This is a genomic window from Staphylococcus muscae (genome assembly GCF_003019275.1).
Taxonomy (GTDB): Bacteria; Bacillota; Bacilli; order Staphylococcales; family Staphylococcaceae; genus Staphylococcus; species Staphylococcus muscae.
On the sequence record NZ_CP027848.1, the window covers coordinates 198,632 to 216,901 of the forward strand.

Below are 18,270 nucleotides of genomic sequence, written 5' to 3' on the forward strand. Positions count from 1 at the left end.
CATGACAAAAATAGCGATAATTGAAAATCCATACGAGTTGAAGGCGATTAAAGGCTTAGGGCCTAAACGCTTAACACTACTTAATGAAATGAATATTTATACTGTACAAGATTTGATATTGCATTTGCCCACGCGTTACGAAGACAATTCGGTGATAGATTTGACGCAAGCCGAAGATGAATCTGTTGTAACAGTACAAGGACAAATCTATTCAACGCCGACAGTGGCATTTTTAGGACGCAATCGTTCAAAGCTAACTGTTCATATGATGGTAAACGATATCGCTGTAAAGGTTGTCTTCTTCAATCAGCACTACCTTAAAAATAAAGTACAGTTACATGACACTGTTGTCATCAAAGGGAAATGGTCACGACGTAAACAAGAAATTAACGGACAGAAAATGTTTACAGACATTACTCAGCTAGCTGATGCCCGATTCACACCGATTTATCGTGTCAAAGAAGGGATCAAACAGAAAAACTTACGAGACATGATTCATATGACGTTAAAAGATGTCACGATTCATGAGTGGTTACCAGAGACACTTCGACAAAAATATAAGCTGGAGACACTCCGTGATACGCTTCATGCGTTACACGAAGCACAGAATCAAGAAAGTATTTTAAAAGCACGTCGAACTTTTGCATTTACTGAATTTTTTATGTTCGAACTACGAATGCAGTGGTTGAATCGTTTAGAAAAAAGTTCTGATGAAGCTGTTGCAGTGCAATACGATATCGAGTTAGTCAAAGCATTTATTGCAGACCTTCCTTTTGAATTAACAGACGGACAAAAACAAAGTATCAATGAGATTTTCCGTGATTTAAAAGCCCCGATTCGTATGCATCGCTTGCTTCAAGGTGATGTTGGCTCTGGTAAAACGGTTGTCGCTGCTATTTGTATGTATGCACTTAAAACAGCAGGTTATCAATCAGCTTTAATGGTACCGACAGAAATATTGGCAGAACAACATGCGGAAAGTTTATCAGAATTATTCGGAGACAGGATGAACGTGGCACTTTTAACAGGTTCTGTAAAAGGAAAAAAACGGCAGTTACTTTTAGAACAGCTAGCGAGTGGTGACATCGACTGTTTGATTGGGACGCATGCACTTATCCAAGACGATGTTGTTTTTCATGATGTCGGGCTTGTTATTACAGATGAGCAACATCGCTTTGGTGTTGCACAACGTCAAACATTGCGTGAAAAGGGGGCGTTGAGCAACGTCTTATTTATGACAGCTACGCCAATACCGCGTACATTAGCCATTTCTGTGTTCGGTGAGATGGATGTATCATCCATTAAAAGTATGCCAAAAGGGCGAAAACCGATTATCACACATTGGGTTAAACATGAAGGATACGATCATGTGCTTGCACAAATGGAACAAGAGTTGACAAAAGGGAGACAAGCTTATGTCATTTCTCCACTTATCGAAAGCTCAGAACATCTGGAAGACGTTCAAAACGTGATTGCATTGTATGAGAGTTTAAAGTCTCAACTACCGAATCGTCGTATCGGTATTCTTCACGGAAAAATGCGATCGGATGAAAAAGATGAAGTAATGCAGCAATTCAGTTCACATGAATTGGATATCCTTGTTTCAACGACCGTTGTTGAAGTGGGAGTTAATGTACCAAATGCAACTTTCATGATGATTTACGATGCAGATCGATTTGGTCTTTCAACACTTCACCAATTACGTGGTCGTGTCGGACGAAGTGATCATCAAAGCTATTGTGTATTAATCGCTTCTCCTAAAACTGAAACAGGAATTGAGCGTATGACAATTATGACGCAAACAACGGATGGTTTTGAATTAAGCGAACGTGATTTGGAAATGCGTGGCCCGGGTGACTTCTTCGGTGTAAAACAAAGTGGCTTGCCAGACTTTTTAGTTGCCAACCTTGTAGAAGATTATCGCATGTTGGAAGTTGCGAGAGATGAAGCGGCGGAAATGATTCAATCCGGTCGTTTCTTTACAGAAGAATTTGTTCGTTTGAGAGAATTTATCGAACGTAATATGCTACATCAAAGTTTTGATTAGCGACTAGGTTAGGACACCGTTTAAACGAGGTTAGAATGCTACTTTTCGAAAACTGACAGGGTGATTAGATATGTGTCAATCCGATAGGTGCAGTCACTGCATCGAAGGTTTTTAGTGTTTAGTCAAATAAAAAATAGAGACGCATATCTTTTATCTACATCTGTTAAATCATTTTGAAGATAAGTAAGAACGTGTTAGAATATACAAGAACCAATTAAGACTTGGTACTAAATGATGGTGGCGATGAAGTGAAAAGGAATAAAAATGAAAGACGTAAGTTAATACAACAAACGATAGAACAAAATCCATTTATCACTGATCAAGCTTTGAGCGAAATGTATGAAGTAAGCATTCAAACGATTCGCCTTGATCGGAATCAATTACATATTCCAGAACTACGTGTACGTGTTAAGCAGGTCGCTGAAGAACAATATCCACATATTAGTTCATTGGAGAATCAAGATATCATTGGTGATATTATTGCACTTGAACCTAATCACTCTGCCAAGTCTTTGTTAATGATATCAGGAAATGATGTTTTTTCTCGAAATAATATTGCACGTGGACATATCGTATTTGCACAGGCCAATTCATTGTGTGTTGCAATGATTAAACATGGTTTTGTCTTAACGAAAGAAAGCCACATCCATTTCGTGAAACCTGTTCATTTGGGAGATACAGTTGTGGCAGAAGCGGAAGTTGCACATCATGATGATAAGTATTATGAAATGACTGTTAGCTCATACGTAGGGGAAGAAAAAGTGTTTGAAGGATTATTCAAAATGTACTATATAAGTGAGGATGAATAACATGGTAAAAATAGCTGTTGATATGATGGGTGGGGACGATGCACCACAAATCGTCTTAGAAGCAGTAGAAAAAGCAATCAATGACTTTGAAGATCTAGAGATTTTATTGTTTGGTGACGAAGCAAAATATACGTTGAATCATCCACGTATTACATTCCGTCATACTTCAGAAATGATTACAATGGAAGACGAACCCGTTCGCGCCATTAAAAGAAAGAAAGACAGCTCTATGGTACGCATGGCAGAAGCTGTCAAAAATGATGAAGCAGAAGGATGTGTATCTGCTGGGAACACTGGTGCATTGATGTCAGCCGGATTATTTGTTGTCGGCCGCTTACCAGGTGTTGCGAGACCAGCACTTGTTGCGACGATTCCTTCTGTGAGTGGTAAAGGAACGGTGTTATTAGACTTAGGTGCAAATGCTGATGCAAAAGCAGAACACCTTTATCAAAATGCAATTTTAGGTCATGTCTATGCTAAAAAATTGCGTGGTATTGAAAATCCAAAAGTTGCATTGTTAAATATCGGGACAGAAGCGCAAAAAGGGAATAATTTAACAAAAGCAGCTTATAAACAGATGGCAGAAACGGATCAGTTCAACTTTGTTGGAAATATTGAAGCGAAGTCAATCTTAGAAGACGAAGCAGACGTCATTGTAACGGACGGTTTTACAGGTAATATGATTTTGAAAAACTTAGAAGGTGTTGCAAAATCATTCGGTAAAGTGATTAAACAAAATATTTTATCAAGTGCTAAAAATAAATTAGCAGCGCTTGTATTGAAAAAAGATATGAAAGCCATTGCGAAACAAATGGACTATTCGGAATACGGTGGTTCAGTGTTGCTTGGATTAGATGGCGTTGTTGTAAAGGCGCATGGTAGTTCGAACGCCAAAGCATTTTATTCAGCTATTCGTCAAGCTAAGATTGCTTGTGAAACACAAATTGTTGATAATATGCGTGAAATGGTTGGTGATGCGGATGAGTAAAACAGCTTTTATGTTTCCGGGTCAAGGGGCACAAAAAGTGGGCATGGCACAAGATTTGTTTGAAGGAGATACATTGGCAAAAGCAGTTTTAGAAAGTGCACAGTCAAGTGTCAACTTTGATTTATTGGAAACAATGTTTAACGATACTGATGGTGTTTTATCACAAACTGAAAATACGCAGCCTGCATTATTAGCCCATAGTACAGCACTATATACAGCGATAGGAGAACCGACTGCTGATTACGTTATCGGCCATAGTCTTGGGGAATATTCAAGTCTTGTTGCAAATGGTGTATTGGCATTTGAAGATGCAATCAAAATTGTACGTCGTCGTGGTGAACTGATGGCACAAGCATTTCCGAGTGGTGTTGGAAGTATGGCCGCTGTACTCGGTTTATCACTTGAAGAAGTTCGTGACATTTGTCAACAAATCTCAACGGATGACGCAGTGGTGGAACCAGCAAATATTAACTGTCCTGGACAAATTGTTGTGTCTGGTCATGCGGCTGCAATCAATCAACTCGTCAAAGAAGGAAAATCTTTAGGAGCGAAACGTGTAATGCCATTGCAAGTGTCTGGTCCTTTTCATGCGTCGATGATGAAAGTGATTGCTGATGACTTTACATCTTATATCGATCAATTTGATTGGCATGATGCCAAAGTTCCCGTTGTACAGAATGTCCACGCACAAGGGGAGACATCAGCTGAAACGATCAAGGCACACATGATTGAACAGTTGTATTCACCAGTACAATTTATTGATTCGGTCGAATGGCTCATTGCACAAGGTGTGACACACTTTGTTGAAATTGGACCGAACAAAGTACTTTCAGGCCTTGTAAAGAAAATCAATAGAGATGTTAAAATAACTTCGATTCAAACACTCGAAGACGTAAAGGAATGGTTGTCGAATGACTAAAGTAGCGTTAGTAACAGGTGCATCACGTGGTATTGGGCGTAGTATTGCATTGCAACTTGCTGAAGAAGGTTATAACGTAGTTGTAAACTATGCTGGCAATAAGGAGAAGGCAGAAGCGGTTGTTGCGGAGATACAAGAAAAAGGACAAGAGAGTATCGCCATTCAAGCGAACGTCGCAAATGGTGATGAAGTGAAAGCGATGATGAAGGAAGTCGTTCAAATATTTGGCTCTATCGATGTGCTTGTGAATAATGCAGGGATTACACGCGATAACTTATTGATGCGCATGAAAGAGCATGAATGGGATGATGTTGTTGATACAAACTTAAAAGGTGTCTTTAACTGTATTCAAAAGGTCACTCCACAAATGTTAAGACAACGTCAAGGTCGTATTATCAACTTAACAAGTGTGGTAGGTGCAGTTGGAAATCCTGGTCAAATCAACTATGTTGCGACTAAAGCAGGTGTCATTGGGATGACCAAAACGGCAGCACGTGAATTGGCATCACGTAACATTACAGTCAATGCTGTTGCACCAGGCTTTATCGTATCTGATATGACCGATGCACTGAGTGATGAGTTGAAAGAAACGATGAAAGGTCAAATTCCACTCGGTCGCTTCGGTCAAGATACTGATATCGCTCATACAGTCGCATTTTTAGCTTCAGAAAAAGCGAGCTATATTACTGGACAAACAATTCATGTTAATGGTGGTATGCACATGGAATAACCTGCGCTGTTGCGGGAACCATGCTATAATATACAGGAAACTCCCCGTGTGAAAAGTCAATGATGGCGTGGCTTGTAATTCTGACAATATCATGGCAAAATATAACAGTCGGGTATGATCAATTACAAGTATCACTACAGTCGACCAAGGGAGAGTCCTTGAATCTTTAAAGGAGGTGACAGACTGTGGAAAACTTCGATAAAGTTAAAGACATCATCGTTGACCGTTTAGGCGTAGATGCTGACAAGGTCACTGAAGGTGCATCATTCAAAGACGATTTAGGCGCAGATTCACTTGACATCGCAGAATTAGTGATGGAATTAGAAGATGAATTCGGTACAGAAATTCCGGATGAAGAAGCGGAAAAAATCAATACAGTAGGCGACGCTGTTAATTTCATTAATACACTTGAAAAATAATTGTTTTCATCTGAGCCGATTTGTGTCGGCTCAGATTTTTTACTATATGTATTTTTGAATCATGCATTGCATTTATGATGAAATAATTAAGCAACAAGAATAAGGAGGCAAGCAATATGGCTAAGTTGAGCAAAGAGGCGTTAGTTCGTGTTTTTAGAGAAAGATTTGATGAAAAGATGAAGGAACTTGGATTGTCATACAATCAAATTGAAATTTATCAACAGGCATTTTCACATTCAAGTTTTATTAATGACTTCAATATGCCTCGTTTGATGCATAATGAGCGTTTAGAGTTTCTAGGCGACGCGGTATTAGAATTGACGGTATCACGCTATTTATATGATGAATATCCACATCTACCAGAAGGGAATTTGACAAAGATGCGTGCAACTATTGTGTGTGAACCCTCACTTGTAATATTTGCGACGAATATTGATTTGAATCCACTTATCCTGTTAGGGAATGGTGAAGAGAAGACGGGGGGACGCACACGGCCTGCGTTGGTTTCTGATGCTTTTGAAGCGTTTGTAGGAGCATTATATTTAGATCAAGGACTAGAAGCAGTGAGACAGTTTGCGGAATATGCGATTTTCCCACATATTGAAGATGAAACATTGATGGGTGTTGTGGATTTCAAAACAAAGCTACAAGAATATATCCATCAACATCATTTAGGGGCATTATCATATCGTATTGCCAAAGAAGAAGGGCCTGCCCATAATAAACAGTTTACATCACAAGTGTTATTGAATGGTAAAGCAATTGCAAAAGGTGATGGTAGAACGAAGAAAGAATCTGAACAAAAGGCTGCAGAGCGTGCCTATGTAAAAATGAACGATAAGGAGTAAGCGATGGTGTATTTAAAGTCTATTGATGCACATGGTTTTAAGTCTTTTGCAGAGCCAACACAAATACAATTTGATCAAGGTGTTACAGCGATTGTAGGTCCGAATGGTAGTGGAAAGAGTAACATTACGGATGCGATCAAATGGGTGCTAGGTGAACAATCTGCACGTTCGTTGCGTGGTAGTAAGATGGAAGACATTATTTTCTCAGGTGCTAAACATCGAAATGCACAAAACTATGCGGAAGTACAATTGAAGCTTGATAATACGAAACGTCAGTTGAATATTGATGCGGATGAAGTCGTTGTCACACGTCGTTTGTATCGCAGTGGTGAAAGTGCCTATTTTTTAAATAATGATCAACAACGTTTAAAAGATATTACTGAATTGTTCCTTGATTCGGGTTTAGGGAAAGAAGCATTTAGCATTATTTCACAAGGGCGTGTAGATGAAGTCTTAAACGCAAAACCGATTGACCGCAGGCAGATTATTGAAGAATCAGCAGGGGTTTTGAAGTATAAAAAACGTAAAGCAGCATCACTCGACAAGTTGGAACAGACAGAAGATAATTTGATGCGTGTAGAAGATATTTTGGTGGACTTAGAAGCACGTGTCGAACCGTTAAAAGAAGAAGCGGCGATTGCAAAAGAATATACAGCACTATCTGATATTTTACAAGAAAGTGATGTGAGTGTGACGGTTCATGACATAAAAGGGTATCGTGCGCAAATTGCGGAACATGATGTCTCACTGAATCGATTGAAGAGTGATCAAGAACGCACGCAAACTAAGAAACATCAAATGATGCGCACAATCAAAACGAATAAGGGTGAACGTTTCGATATTGATGGTCAATTAGAACGTTTGAATGCACAATTGATCGAAGTGACTGAGCAAGTTGAAAAGTTGACTGGACAATATCATTTGATAGAAGAGCGTCAGAAAAACCAATCTCAAACGAATGCTCGCATAGAAGAAGAACAAGCGGACCTGTTGACACAACGTACAAGTGTAATAGACGAATTAACAGAAGTTAAGGAACAATTTGCATCATTAAAAAAGCAAAAGCAACAGTTGACACAAGAAGTTCATGAATTGGAAACGACGTTTGAAACGTCTCAATCTATTTCAGATGAAGATGTGGAACAGTTGAAAGATCGATATTATCAACTGATGACTGAGCAGTCAGACATTAATAACGAAATTCGTTTTTTAACACGAACACTTGAAGAACATGAGAAAAAACAAACACGCTTGGACTCACGCATGTCTGAATCCTATGCAAAACTGGATGAAGCGAAGGAACAGTTGACACGTGTTGAGTCGGAACGACAAGAGAAGCGAAGACAACTTGAAAGTGTGAAGTCACGAAGTAAAGAAACAGAAGTTGCCTTAACAGAAGTGAAACAATTACATGCGGAGTCGGAGGAGAAGTTACATCAGGCATATCGTTATAATGATAAGTTGAAATCTCGCATTGATAGTATGAAGATGCGAGAAGACGACTTGAGTTTTTTCTATCAAGGAGTAAAAGCGGTATTAAAAGCAACGGACACTTTGACGGGTATACATGGTGCAGTTGCGCAAAAAATTGATGTACCGTCTCAATATACGACAGCTATTGAAACGGCGCTTGGTGCGAGTATGCAACACGTCATTACAACGGATGAAGCAGCAGCACGTAAAGCCATTCAATATTTGAAGTCGAAACGGCTTGGGCGTGCGACATTTTTACCACTTTCCGTTATTCAACCGAAACAAGTCGATCAGTACTTAGTGCAAAAGGCACAACAACATGCAGGGTTTATAGCAGTTGCTAATCAAGTCGTATCGACAGAACAGTCATATCAACACATCGTTGATTATTTGTTAGGGCGTATTCTGATTGTTGATGACTTGAAGCATGCGAATGAAGTGGCACAAAGCATCGGATATAAAGTTCGTATTGTTACATTAGATGGCGATGTCGTGAATCCGGGTGGCTCGATGACAGGTGGCGGTGCAGCACAACGTCAATCATTGTTACGCCAAAAAGATGAAGTACAACAATTAGAAGTGCAACTGGCAGATTACCAACAGAAGACACAACAACTTGAGCGTTTTTGTGCTGAAAAGAAAGCAGAACAGACACGCCATAGTGATGAGTATGTCAAATTACAACAGCAATACAATCATTTGAAACAAGTGTTACATGACTTAGACTTAGAATATGACCGTTATGATGAAGTTGTTCAACGACTTCAAAATGATCATGAAGCATTTGAGTTTGAGAAAAATGATGGTTATCAAAGTGATAAAGGCAAAGCAACGTTAGCCGCACAAGAACGTAGAAAATCGGAAATTGCTGAACAATTAGCAACTTTGGATCGTCAGATTAAGCAATTAACAACAGAGAGTAAGGAAGGTAAGGCACAACTTGCCGAATGCCAACAACAACTTCACCAAAAGCAATCAGACTTAGCGGTGTTGAATGAAAGATTGCGCACGCAACGACAATCAGAGACACGTTTGAAGCAGACACTTGATCAAATATCAGATCAAGAGCAGAAGTTAGAGGCGCAGTTGTCCATTATCAATTCAGATGAAGTAAACGATGATACGACGTTGAGCAAACTAGAGACTGAGATTCAAACTGCACAAACACAAAAAGAGACGTTGATGAATGAACAAGATACTTTACGTACAAAACGCCAATCTATTGAACAGTTGATTGAAGCAAATGAACATGCGCTTGAAGAAACACATCAACAACTGCTAATGCTTGAGAACCAATATCAAGAAGTAAAAGGTGCACAATCTCGTTTGGATGTATTGATTGATCATGCGATGGATCACCTGTCCACACGTTATCATATGACTTATGAATATGCGGCCAAAACATATCCAATAGGTGATCAAGATATTGAAGCTTTACGCCAAAAGGTCAAGTTGACACAGATGTCGATTGATGAACTTGGACCAGTGAACATGAATGCAGTCTCACAATATGAAGAAGTCAATGAGCGTTACACATTTTTAAGTGCACAACGTGATGACTTACGTGAAGCTAAGTCAACGCTTGAACAGTTGATTAATGAGATGGATCAAGAAGTGGTGACACGTTTTAGCGAGACATTTCATGCGATTCAAAAACATTTTTCAGAAGTATTCCAGACGTTGTTCGGTGGTGGACAAGCAGAATTGTTACTAACGGAGAATGACTACTTGACTGCAGGTGTAGATATCAAAGTACAACCACCCGGTAAGAAACTACAACATTTGTCATTACTAAGTGGTGGTGAACGTGCGCTCAGCGCAATTGCGTTACTATTTGCGATATTGCAGGTACGCTCAGCACCATTTGTGATACTCGATGAAGTTGAAGCGGCACTCGATGAAGCGAATGTAATGCGTTATGCTTCATATTTAAAAACACTATCCGAACAAACACAGTTTATCGTAATTACGCATCGCAAAGGGACAATGGAGATGTGTGATAGACTATATGGTGTCACAATGCAAGAACTTGGTGTTTCGAAGCTAGTCAGTGTGAATTTGAATACAATTGATGAAGTGATGAAGGAGGAGCAACAATAAAATGAGCTTTTTTAAACGACTAAAAGATAAATTTGCAAAATCTGAAGAAGTGAAGCCGCAAGAGGAACAGATTGAGACTCAACCAGATTCAACTGCTGAAGGTGAGGCACAGTCTAGTAAAGTAGAGTCTGAGTCAACAACTTCGACGGATAATCAATGGTTAGATCAAAGTTTTGATGATGATTTGATTTCGATTGAAGAGTTTGAAGAACTTGAATCGCAAAAAATTGGTGCGAAGTTCCGTGACGGACTTGAAAAGTCACGTGAGAATTTCCAAAATCAGTTGAATAACTTATTGGCACATTACAGAAAAGTCGATGAGGATTTCTTTGAAGCTTTGGAAGAAATGTTGATTCAAGCAGATGTTGGCTTTAATACAGTTATGGAATTAGTAGACGAGTTACGTATGGAAGCAAAACGTCGCAACATTACAGAAACAGTTGATTTGCGTGAAGCAATTGTTGAAAAAATCGTTGAAATCTATCATCAAGAAGATGACAAATCAGAAGAAATGGCGATTGAAGAAGGGCGTTTAAACGTCATTTTAATGGTGGGTGTCAACGGTGTTGGTAAAACAACAACAATTGGTAAATTAGCACATCGCTATAAATCTCAAGGAAAAAAAGTCATGTTAGCAGCCGGGGATACTTTCCGTGCAGGTGCGATAGAGCAACTTGAAGTCTGGGGAGAGCGTGTTGGTGTTGAAGTCGTTCGACAAGGTGAAGGGGCAGACCCTGCTGCTGTCATGTACGATGCGATGAATGCGGCCAAAAATAAAGGTGCAGACATTTTAATCTGTGATACAGCAGGACGTCTACAAAATAAACAAAACTTGATGAACGAACTTGAAAAGGTAAAACGAGTGATTGGCCGTGCAATGCCTGATGCGCCACATGAAGTGTTGTTATGTTTAGATGCGACAACTGGACAAAATGCTTTAGCACAAGCAAAAGCATTTAAAGAAGTAACAGACGTGACAGGTATTGTGCTTACCAAATTAGATGGAACAGCTAAAGGTGGTATTGTACTTGCAATCCGCAATGAAATGCACATTCCTGTAAAATATGTCGGTCTTGGTGAACAGATGGATGACTTACAACCATTTAATGCAGAAAGCTACGTTTACGGATTGTTCGCTGATATGATTGAAGAAAATGTGGCGGATGAAGAGGCAGAAACTGATGGCAGAGAATGATTTAATTAAAACATTACGCATGAACTATTTGTATGACTTTTATCAATCGTTGCTCACTGAAAAACAGCGTAATTATTTGCGTTTATATTATCTGGAAGATTATGCATTGAGTGAAATTGCAGATACATTTGATGTGAGCCGTCAAGCCGTGTATGATAACATAAGAAGAACGGGTGAACTTGTTGAAGATTACGAAGACAAGCTTGGCTTATACCGTCGTTTCACTCGGCGCCAAGAGTTATATCGTGCGCTGCGTGAACATATTCATGAACCAGAAACACTCGAACAATATATACAAGAACTGGAAGAATTAGAATAAGGAGGGTCACTTTATGGCGTTTGAAGGATTATCCGATCGTTTACAAGCGACAATGCAAAAAATTAAAGGTAAAGGTAAAGTGACTGAAGCTGATATCAAAATGATGATGCGTGAAGTACGTCTTGCGTTACTAGAAGCAGACGTTAACTTCAAAGTCGTGAAAAACTTTGTGAAGACAGTTTCAGAACGTGCACTTGGCTCAGATGTCATGAAATCACTCACACCCGGACAACAAGTCATTAAGATTGTTCAAGAAGAATTGACAACGTTAATGGGTGGAGACAACAGTGCGATTACGATGGCGAAAAAGCCACCAACAGTTGTGATGATGGTTGGTTTACAAGGGGCAGGTAAAACAACAACTGCAGGTAAGTTAGCACTCTTAATGCGCAAGAAATACAACAAAAAGCCACTATTAGTTGCTGCGGATATTTATCGACCTGCTGCCATCAAACAATTACAAACAGTTGGTAAGCAAATTGACATTCCGGTCTATTCAGAAGGAGACCAAGTCAAACCGCAACAAATTGTTGAAAATGCATTGAAGCATGCTAAAGAAGAACATTTAGATTTTGTGATTATCGATACAGCAGGTCGTTTGCATATTGATGAAGCATTGATGAATGAATTACAAGAAGTCAAAGAAATTGCAAAACCAAATGAAATTATGCTGGTTGTAGATGCGATGACAGGTCAAGATGCTGTCAATGTAGCTGAATCATTCGACCAACAACTTGATGTAACAGGTGTTACTTTAACAAAATTAGATGGTGATACACGTGGTGGGGCAGCGCTATCTATTCGTGCCGTCACGCAGAAACCGATTAAGTTTGTCGGTATGAGTGAAAAAATGGATGGTTTAGAACTGTTCCATCCAGAACGAATGGCATCACGTATTTTAGGTATGGGTGATGTCTTGAGCTTAATTGAAAAAGCACAACAAGACGTTGATGAAGAAAAAGCGAAAGACCTTGAGAAAAAGATGCGTACATCATCATTTACATTGGATGACTTCCTAGAACAATTGGACCAGGTGAAAAACTTAGGCCCATTGGATGACATTATGAAGATGATTCCAGGTATGAACAAGGTGAAAGGCTTAGATCAGCTTAATATGAGCGAGAAACAAATCGACCATATTAAAGCGATTATTCAATCAATGACATTGGATGAACGTGAACACCCTGAGAAGTTGAATGTTTCAAGAAAACGCCGTATCGCTAACGGTTCAGGACGTTCATTACAAGAAGTCAATCGTCTTATCAAACAATTCAATGATATGAAGAAAATGATGAAACAATTTACAGGTGGCGGTAAAGGTAAAAAAGGCAAACAAGGCCAATTACAAAACATGTTGAAAGGCATGAACTTGCCGTTCTAACACATTATTTATAAGAAAATAAAAAGGTAAAGTATTTTCTCTTTACAAAGGTTCTTTTACCTGTTATTATTATTTCTTGTAGATAACAAAACTTATGACTTTGAAGGAGAGAATTATAAATGGCAGTAAAAATTCGTTTAACACGTTTAGGTTCAAAAAGAAATCCATTCTATCGTATTGTTGTAGCTGACGCACGTTCACCACGTGATGGTCGTATCATCGAGCAAATCGGTACTTACAACCCATCAGCTGTGAATGCACCAGAAGTTAAAATCGACGAAGAATTAGCTTTAAAATGGTTAAAAGACGGTGCGAAACCAACTGATACAGTTCACAATATCTTATCTCGTGAAGGTATCTTAAAAACATTTGACGAACAAAAACGTTCAAAATAATACGAAGAACACTTTAACAGTGGGACAAATCAAATAGTGGTTTTGTCTCACTGTTTTTATTAGAAATAAAGAAGATATGAAAGAAGCGTTTTAAATTCGAGCAGAACGGAAGCAATGCGCAAAATAGCTTTTTATTTTGTTAAATTGAGAAGTTCTGCCGAGAATTTTGCTTCTGGAATACGGACATAAAGAAGATATGAAAGAAGCGCATTCGTAATAGAAAAATTGTAAGGAGGTCATTTGTGTGAAGATTGAAGTAGGGACAATTGTGAATACACACGGTATCAAAGGCGAAGTGAAGGTAAAGTCTGATTCTGATTTTACAGATATTCGTTTTCAGCCGGGAGAAGTCCTACAAGCAGAAGTAAACGGTAAAATAACTGATTTGACGGTTAGAGGCCATCGTATGCATAAAGGCTTGCATATGTTAACGTTTGAAGGCGTTCATAATATTAATGATATCGAACATTTAAAAGGTGCGAAGTTAACTCAAGAACGTGATCATGAAGCTATTGAATTGGAAGAAAATGAATTTTATTATTCTGATATTATCGGATGCACAGTATTTAATGGCGATGAAGCAATTGGTCGTGTGACAGAAATATTCGAAACAGGTGCGAATGACGTATGGGTAGTCAAAGGTGACAAAGAACACTTGATTCCATATATTGCGGATGTTGTTCAAAGTGTTGATGTGGATGGTAAAAAGATTGTCATTACACCAATGGAAGGATTGTTAAATGAATGAGAATTGATTATTTAACATTATTTCCAGAAATGTTCGAAGGGGTTTTGAATCAATCTATTTTGAAACGGGCACGTGAGAAAGGTCAGCTATCTACACAAACGATTAATTTTAGAGACTATGCAAACAACAAACATAATCAAGTAGATGACTATCCATTCGGCGGCGGGCAAGGTATGGTATTAAAGCCAGAACCAATTTTTAATGCGATGCGTGAGCTGGATACAACGCCAGAGACACGTGTGATTTTGATGACACCACAAGGTCAACCATTTAATCAGAAACTTGCAGAATCATTATCTGAAGCAGAACATCTCGTCTTCATTTGTGGACATTATGAAGGTTATGATGAACGCATTCGAGAACAGTTAGTCACTGATGAAATCTCAGTTGGTGACTATGTGTTAACAGGTGGTGAGCTACCTGCAATGGTGATGACTGATGCCATCGTACGTTTACTACCAGATGTACTTGGCAATCAAGTGTCACATGAAGATGATTCGTTTTCAAGTGGATTGTTAGAGTACCCACAATATACACGTCCACGTTCTTTTGAAGGATATGATGTCCCAGATGTATTGTTATCTGGAAATCATGCACATATTGAAAAGTGGCGACATGAACAATCTTTGTATCGAACATATCAAAAGCGTCCAGATTTATTAGAGTCATATCCACTCAATGAAGCAGATAAAAAAATAGTCGAACGCTTCAAAAGGTAATTGAAATATTAATAGAAGTGTGCTAGTATAATCTAAGTGTGAAAGCACAAATATCACTATGATCCGCTGCTATTCAGTTGTCAAGGCAAGAACATAGGTTGAAGGAGAGAATAAATAATGACAAACCACAAATTAATCGAAGCAGTAACACAATCACAATTACGTGATGATATCCCATCATTCCGTCCTGGTGACACTTTACGTGTACACGTACGTATCGTTGAGGGTACTCGCGAACGTATCCAAGTATTCGAAGGTGTTGTAATCAAACGTCGCGGTGGCGGTATCTCAGAAACTTTCACAGTTCGTAAAATTTCTTCAGGTGTTGGTGTTGAACGTACATTCCCTGTACATACACCAAAAATCGAGAAAATCGAAGTGAAACGTCGTGGTAAAGTACGTCGTGCAAAACTGTACTACTTACGTAGCTTACGTGGTAAAGCAGCACGTATCCAAGAGATTCGTTAATCATATCGTACTCATACAGTGCGGTACTAACATAAAAACAGGCTTGATATCTGAACAACAGGTATTTGGCCTGTTTTTTGCGTAAAAAAGCCATGACAATTTAGGATGAATTGTCATGGCTTGTGATATAGATTAACTATTACGACGCAGCCACCATCGATAGATGAATGCACTGATTAAACCAAAGATAGTCATGCCAGTGTAGAGTCGCCAATAAGGTAATTCATAACTGAGTGTTAAGTGATGATCACCTTCATGAACTGGAATTACAGTTTGTAGTCCATTACCTTGTTTGACAGATCTTGCTTCACCATTTACTTCCGCTTTCAATCCGTCACGATAAGGGATAGGGAGCACAAGATATGAATCTTTCGTTGGACGCATTTTAACATCCATATGTCGAGCTGTTTTTGTTACATGCACGGGTGTCACATCGTGTTGTGCTTTTTTCAATGTCTCATAACTTTCACCATAGATACCTTTAAGTTTCACACGATAGGTTCCTTTTTTTAGTTTCAGTTGCATTGGCTCATTTGCTGGAACTCGTACGGTGATAGGTGACACGAAGCGTTTATACTTGTAGTCAAGTCTTGTTCGTCGTTGATGAAAATCATCTACTTTTAAATAATGTGCTTGGTCTGGATGTAACAATTCAACATCCATTTCTAAATAATAGTCTTTATATTGTTTTTGTATAGAAGACGGCATAGATATATCAAGACCGCCTAACTGTTTGTTAACTGTTAGTTGATCACCTTGTTTCACCGCATCTCGTGGCGTAATCTTTGCAGACTTCACAAGATTTGGATTTGCTTGAAAAGGTGTGTTACCTTTCACACCATCCAGTACGACACCCTGTAACATTGCGTGTTCACGATCTAAAGGTGATTTTAAATCTGATGCATTATAAACTTTTGATGTCAGATGTGGTGCAGGATAATCAATTGTATTATGACTATGTGTCCAAGTTGTATTTCCGTGATGAATTTGATTTTCTTTGCGCATACCATAAGCGATTGATGGGTCATTGCCTTTTTTGATACGATCTGTAACACCCCATAAGGCATATAGATTTGCACGGTTTCCGAGCAAACGGTACGTACTGTTACTGTCATATTCCATATTAATCTGCATTTGTTTGTCGTAGTACTCTAATATTTCTCCATCAAAAATACTGGAGTAGAGAGCAACACCATTAAAGCCATAAATCATATTGGAATTCACTGCGTAGTTGCTCATATAATCAATGCGTTCAAGTGGTGATTGTCTATTTGTTATAGCGTTAATCGTCTGTTGAAGTTCTTGACTATGGTACTTTGCGGAATGTAAGCGATCAGTACCTGCTTGATGTGCAATGATATTATTCGAATGATAATTCAGCAATAATACAAACTGTTGGATGATAAATAATCCTACTATTATATATGTCAATCTTTGTGTGATTGGTTTTTGATGATATACGAAATATGCAAGAATGACTAAAATCAAACTACTCGCAATCATCCACCACATTCGTCCTTCAGATAGTATTACAGTCGCAATGGCTAATGGAATAAGTGGGAACAATGAAATCAAATAATCACGCCATGATAATTCAGTAATATGCTTCAACCAGATGGAAATCAAGATACTCGTTGATAGGACAAGTAAATAGCCCCAACGTCTCTGTGGATATGAAAACCCATTAAAAAGACTATCGAAATACGGTGTTAAGGCACCAATTAACAAAATCCAAGTCAAAATTGAAAACATACGATAGTAATAGTAACGGTATAATCTGAACGAAAACAATGCAACGAGTGCGATGAACGTAATCGTAAAGTAAAATCCATTAGAAAAAATATGATATTTCTGTGTAAAATCAATCAAAGGCGAGATATCAAAATCATTGAGTTGACGGTCATTATTCAGAAATGAACGAACGCCTGTCAGGAAGCCAAAAGATGCAATACAAAAACTGATCAAAACAGCCGGAATGAGTAACCATAGTTTTTTCCAACGTGTCATAATATCGTCTGGATGTGGGAAAATCATCCGATAAATGAAATAGGCACCCAAAGCCAGTGCTTCATAATAACTAAAATAAAAGTTAGAGAACAATGTGAGTGCGATTGCAACTATAAATAATCCAATCTTCCTTGTTTTGAAGAAACGTTCCATTCCCCAAATTGATAGCGGGAGATAGAGCATGATATCTCCAAAAAATGACCATGTAAAATTAAAATAATATAGAATCGTTGATGTACTGTATAACATAGCGCCTAAAAAGCGATAGGGGTTACGAATATTAAACATTTTGAACATCCCATAAGTGATTAGGAATGTTAGAACACATTTAAAATATGCAACGATAATTTGATTTGCAGGCCAAAAATCAATGTGAGATGGATCAATAGAGGTAAATAGTTGGAAAAATTTAATGCATAAAAAATTAATGTACATAATGGGAGAAGTCGTGTAGTAATAAGATAAATCTGTGAAGTAATCTCCGCCTAATCCTAAACCAATGTCATAAAAAGATGAGAAACTAGACATCCGTTCATAGAGAAACAATTGGAATGGCATCATTTGTTTAAAGCCATCACCTTCACCACTATGTATGGCACCGTGTAATATAAAGCGACCGACGACAGGTGCATACACAATGGCAGCGACGCAACAAGCAATCAGTATAATCTTCACCCAATGAGGGATACGAGTTTTAATCTTCAA

16 protein-coding genes are annotated in these 18,270 nt (G+C 38.5%); 15 read left to right on the forward strand and 1 reads right to left on the reverse strand.

All coding sequences use genetic code 11. The annotated features are described in order from the left end of the window. Nucleotide 1: 1 nt before the first annotated feature. The 15 genes from recG to rplS all read left to right on the forward strand — a co-directional run bounded on the left by recG (nt 2) and on the right by rplS (nt 15,558). The gene (gene recG / locus C7J88_RS00975; protein ID WP_095116311.1) at nt 2-2,047 is read left to right on the forward strand and encodes an ATP-dependent DNA helicase RecG; all 2,046 of its coding nucleotides are present in this window, start codon (nt 2-4) and stop codon (nt 2,045-2,047) included. Between the two features lie 248 nt (nt 2,048-2,295). After that, a complete protein-coding gene (gene fapR / locus C7J88_RS00980) occupies nt 2,296-2,856 on the forward strand; it encodes a transcription factor FapR (protein WP_169712254.1) in 561 nt (186 codons plus the stop codon). A 1-nt stretch (nt 2,857) separates the two neighbouring features. After that, nucleotides 2,858-3,844 carry a phosphate acyltransferase PlsX gene (plsX, locus tag C7J88_RS00985; RefSeq protein WP_095116315.1) on the forward strand — a complete coding sequence of 329 codons (987 nt, stop codon included), beginning with the start codon at nt 2,858-2,860 and terminating at the stop codon, nt 3,842-3,844. After that, on the forward strand, nt 3,837-4,763 hold the full coding sequence (gene fabD / locus C7J88_RS00990) for an ACP S-malonyltransferase (protein WP_095116317.1): 927 nt from the start codon (nt 3,837-3,839) through the stop codon (nt 4,761-4,763). The genes plsX and fabD overlap by 8 nt, the downstream gene beginning before the upstream one ends. Next, a complete protein-coding gene (gene fabG / locus C7J88_RS00995) occupies nt 4,756-5,493 on the forward strand; it encodes a 3-oxoacyl-[acyl-carrier-protein] reductase (RefSeq protein ID WP_095116319.1) in 738 nt (245 codons plus the stop codon). The genes fabD and fabG overlap by 8 nt, the downstream gene beginning before the upstream one ends. Nucleotides 5,494-5,678: 185 nt before the next feature. Beyond that, nucleotides 5,679-5,912, forward strand: a complete 234-nt coding sequence (locus C7J88_RS01000; protein WP_044361001.1) for an acyl carrier protein — start codon at nt 5,679-5,681, stop codon at nt 5,910-5,912. A gap of 116 nt (nt 5,913-6,028) precedes the next feature. Continuing rightward, entirely contained in the window at nt 6,029-6,760 is a 732-nt protein-coding gene (gene rnc / locus C7J88_RS01005) for a ribonuclease III (protein WP_095116321.1), read from the forward strand. A gap of 3 nt (nt 6,761-6,763) precedes the next feature. Beyond that, entirely contained in the window at nt 6,764-10,333 is a 3,570-nt protein-coding gene (gene smc, locus C7J88_RS01010; protein ID WP_095116323.1) for a chromosome segregation protein SMC, read from the forward strand. Nucleotide 10,334: 1 nt separating this feature from the next. Continuing rightward, nucleotides 10,335-11,528 (forward strand): signal recognition particle-docking protein FtsY, encoded by a 1,194-nt coding sequence (gene ftsY / locus C7J88_RS01015; RefSeq protein WP_095116325.1) that lies wholly within the window; start codon nt 10,335-10,337, stop codon nt 11,526-11,528. After that, nucleotides 11,515-11,847, forward strand: a complete 333-nt coding sequence (locus C7J88_RS01020) for a putative DNA-binding protein (RefSeq protein ID WP_095116327.1) — start codon at nt 11,515-11,517, stop codon at nt 11,845-11,847. The genes ftsY and C7J88_RS01020 overlap by 14 nt, the downstream gene beginning before the upstream one ends. A 13-nt stretch (nt 11,848-11,860) precedes the next feature. Beyond that, nucleotides 11,861-13,228: a signal recognition particle protein gene (gene ffh, locus C7J88_RS01025; RefSeq protein ID WP_095116329.1), complete on the forward strand. Its 1,368-nt coding sequence runs from the start codon at nt 11,861-11,863 to the stop codon at nt 13,226-13,228. 119 nt (nt 13,229-13,347) lie between these two features. Next, nucleotides 13,348-13,623, forward strand: coding sequence for a 30S ribosomal protein S16 (gene rpsP, locus C7J88_RS01030; RefSeq protein WP_095116331.1), 276 nt, complete (start codon nt 13,348-13,350; stop codon nt 13,621-13,623). 244 nt (nt 13,624-13,867) lie between these two features. Then, nucleotides 13,868-14,371: a ribosome maturation factor RimM gene (gene rimM / locus C7J88_RS01035; protein ID WP_095116333.1), complete on the forward strand. Its 504-nt coding sequence runs from the start codon at nt 13,868-13,870 to the stop codon at nt 14,369-14,371. Then, the gene (gene trmD, locus C7J88_RS01040; RefSeq protein WP_095116335.1) at nt 14,368-15,090 is read left to right on the forward strand and encodes a tRNA (guanosine(37)-N1)-methyltransferase TrmD; all 723 of its coding nucleotides are present in this window, start codon (nt 14,368-14,370) and stop codon (nt 15,088-15,090) included. The genes rimM and trmD overlap by 4 nt, the downstream gene beginning before the upstream one ends. 117 nt (nt 15,091-15,207) lie before the next feature. Continuing rightward, nucleotides 15,208-15,558 carry a 50S ribosomal protein L19 gene (gene rplS / locus C7J88_RS01045; protein ID WP_044360991.1) on the forward strand — a complete coding sequence of 117 codons (351 nt, stop codon included), beginning with the start codon at nt 15,208-15,210 and terminating at the stop codon, nt 15,556-15,558. A gap of 132 nt (nt 15,559-15,690) precedes the next feature. On the opposite strand, the gene C7J88_RS01050 is transcribed toward rplS, so the two are convergent. Next, entirely contained in the window at nt 15,691-18,270 is a 2,580-nt protein-coding gene (locus C7J88_RS01050; protein WP_169712255.1) for a YfhO family protein, read from the reverse strand.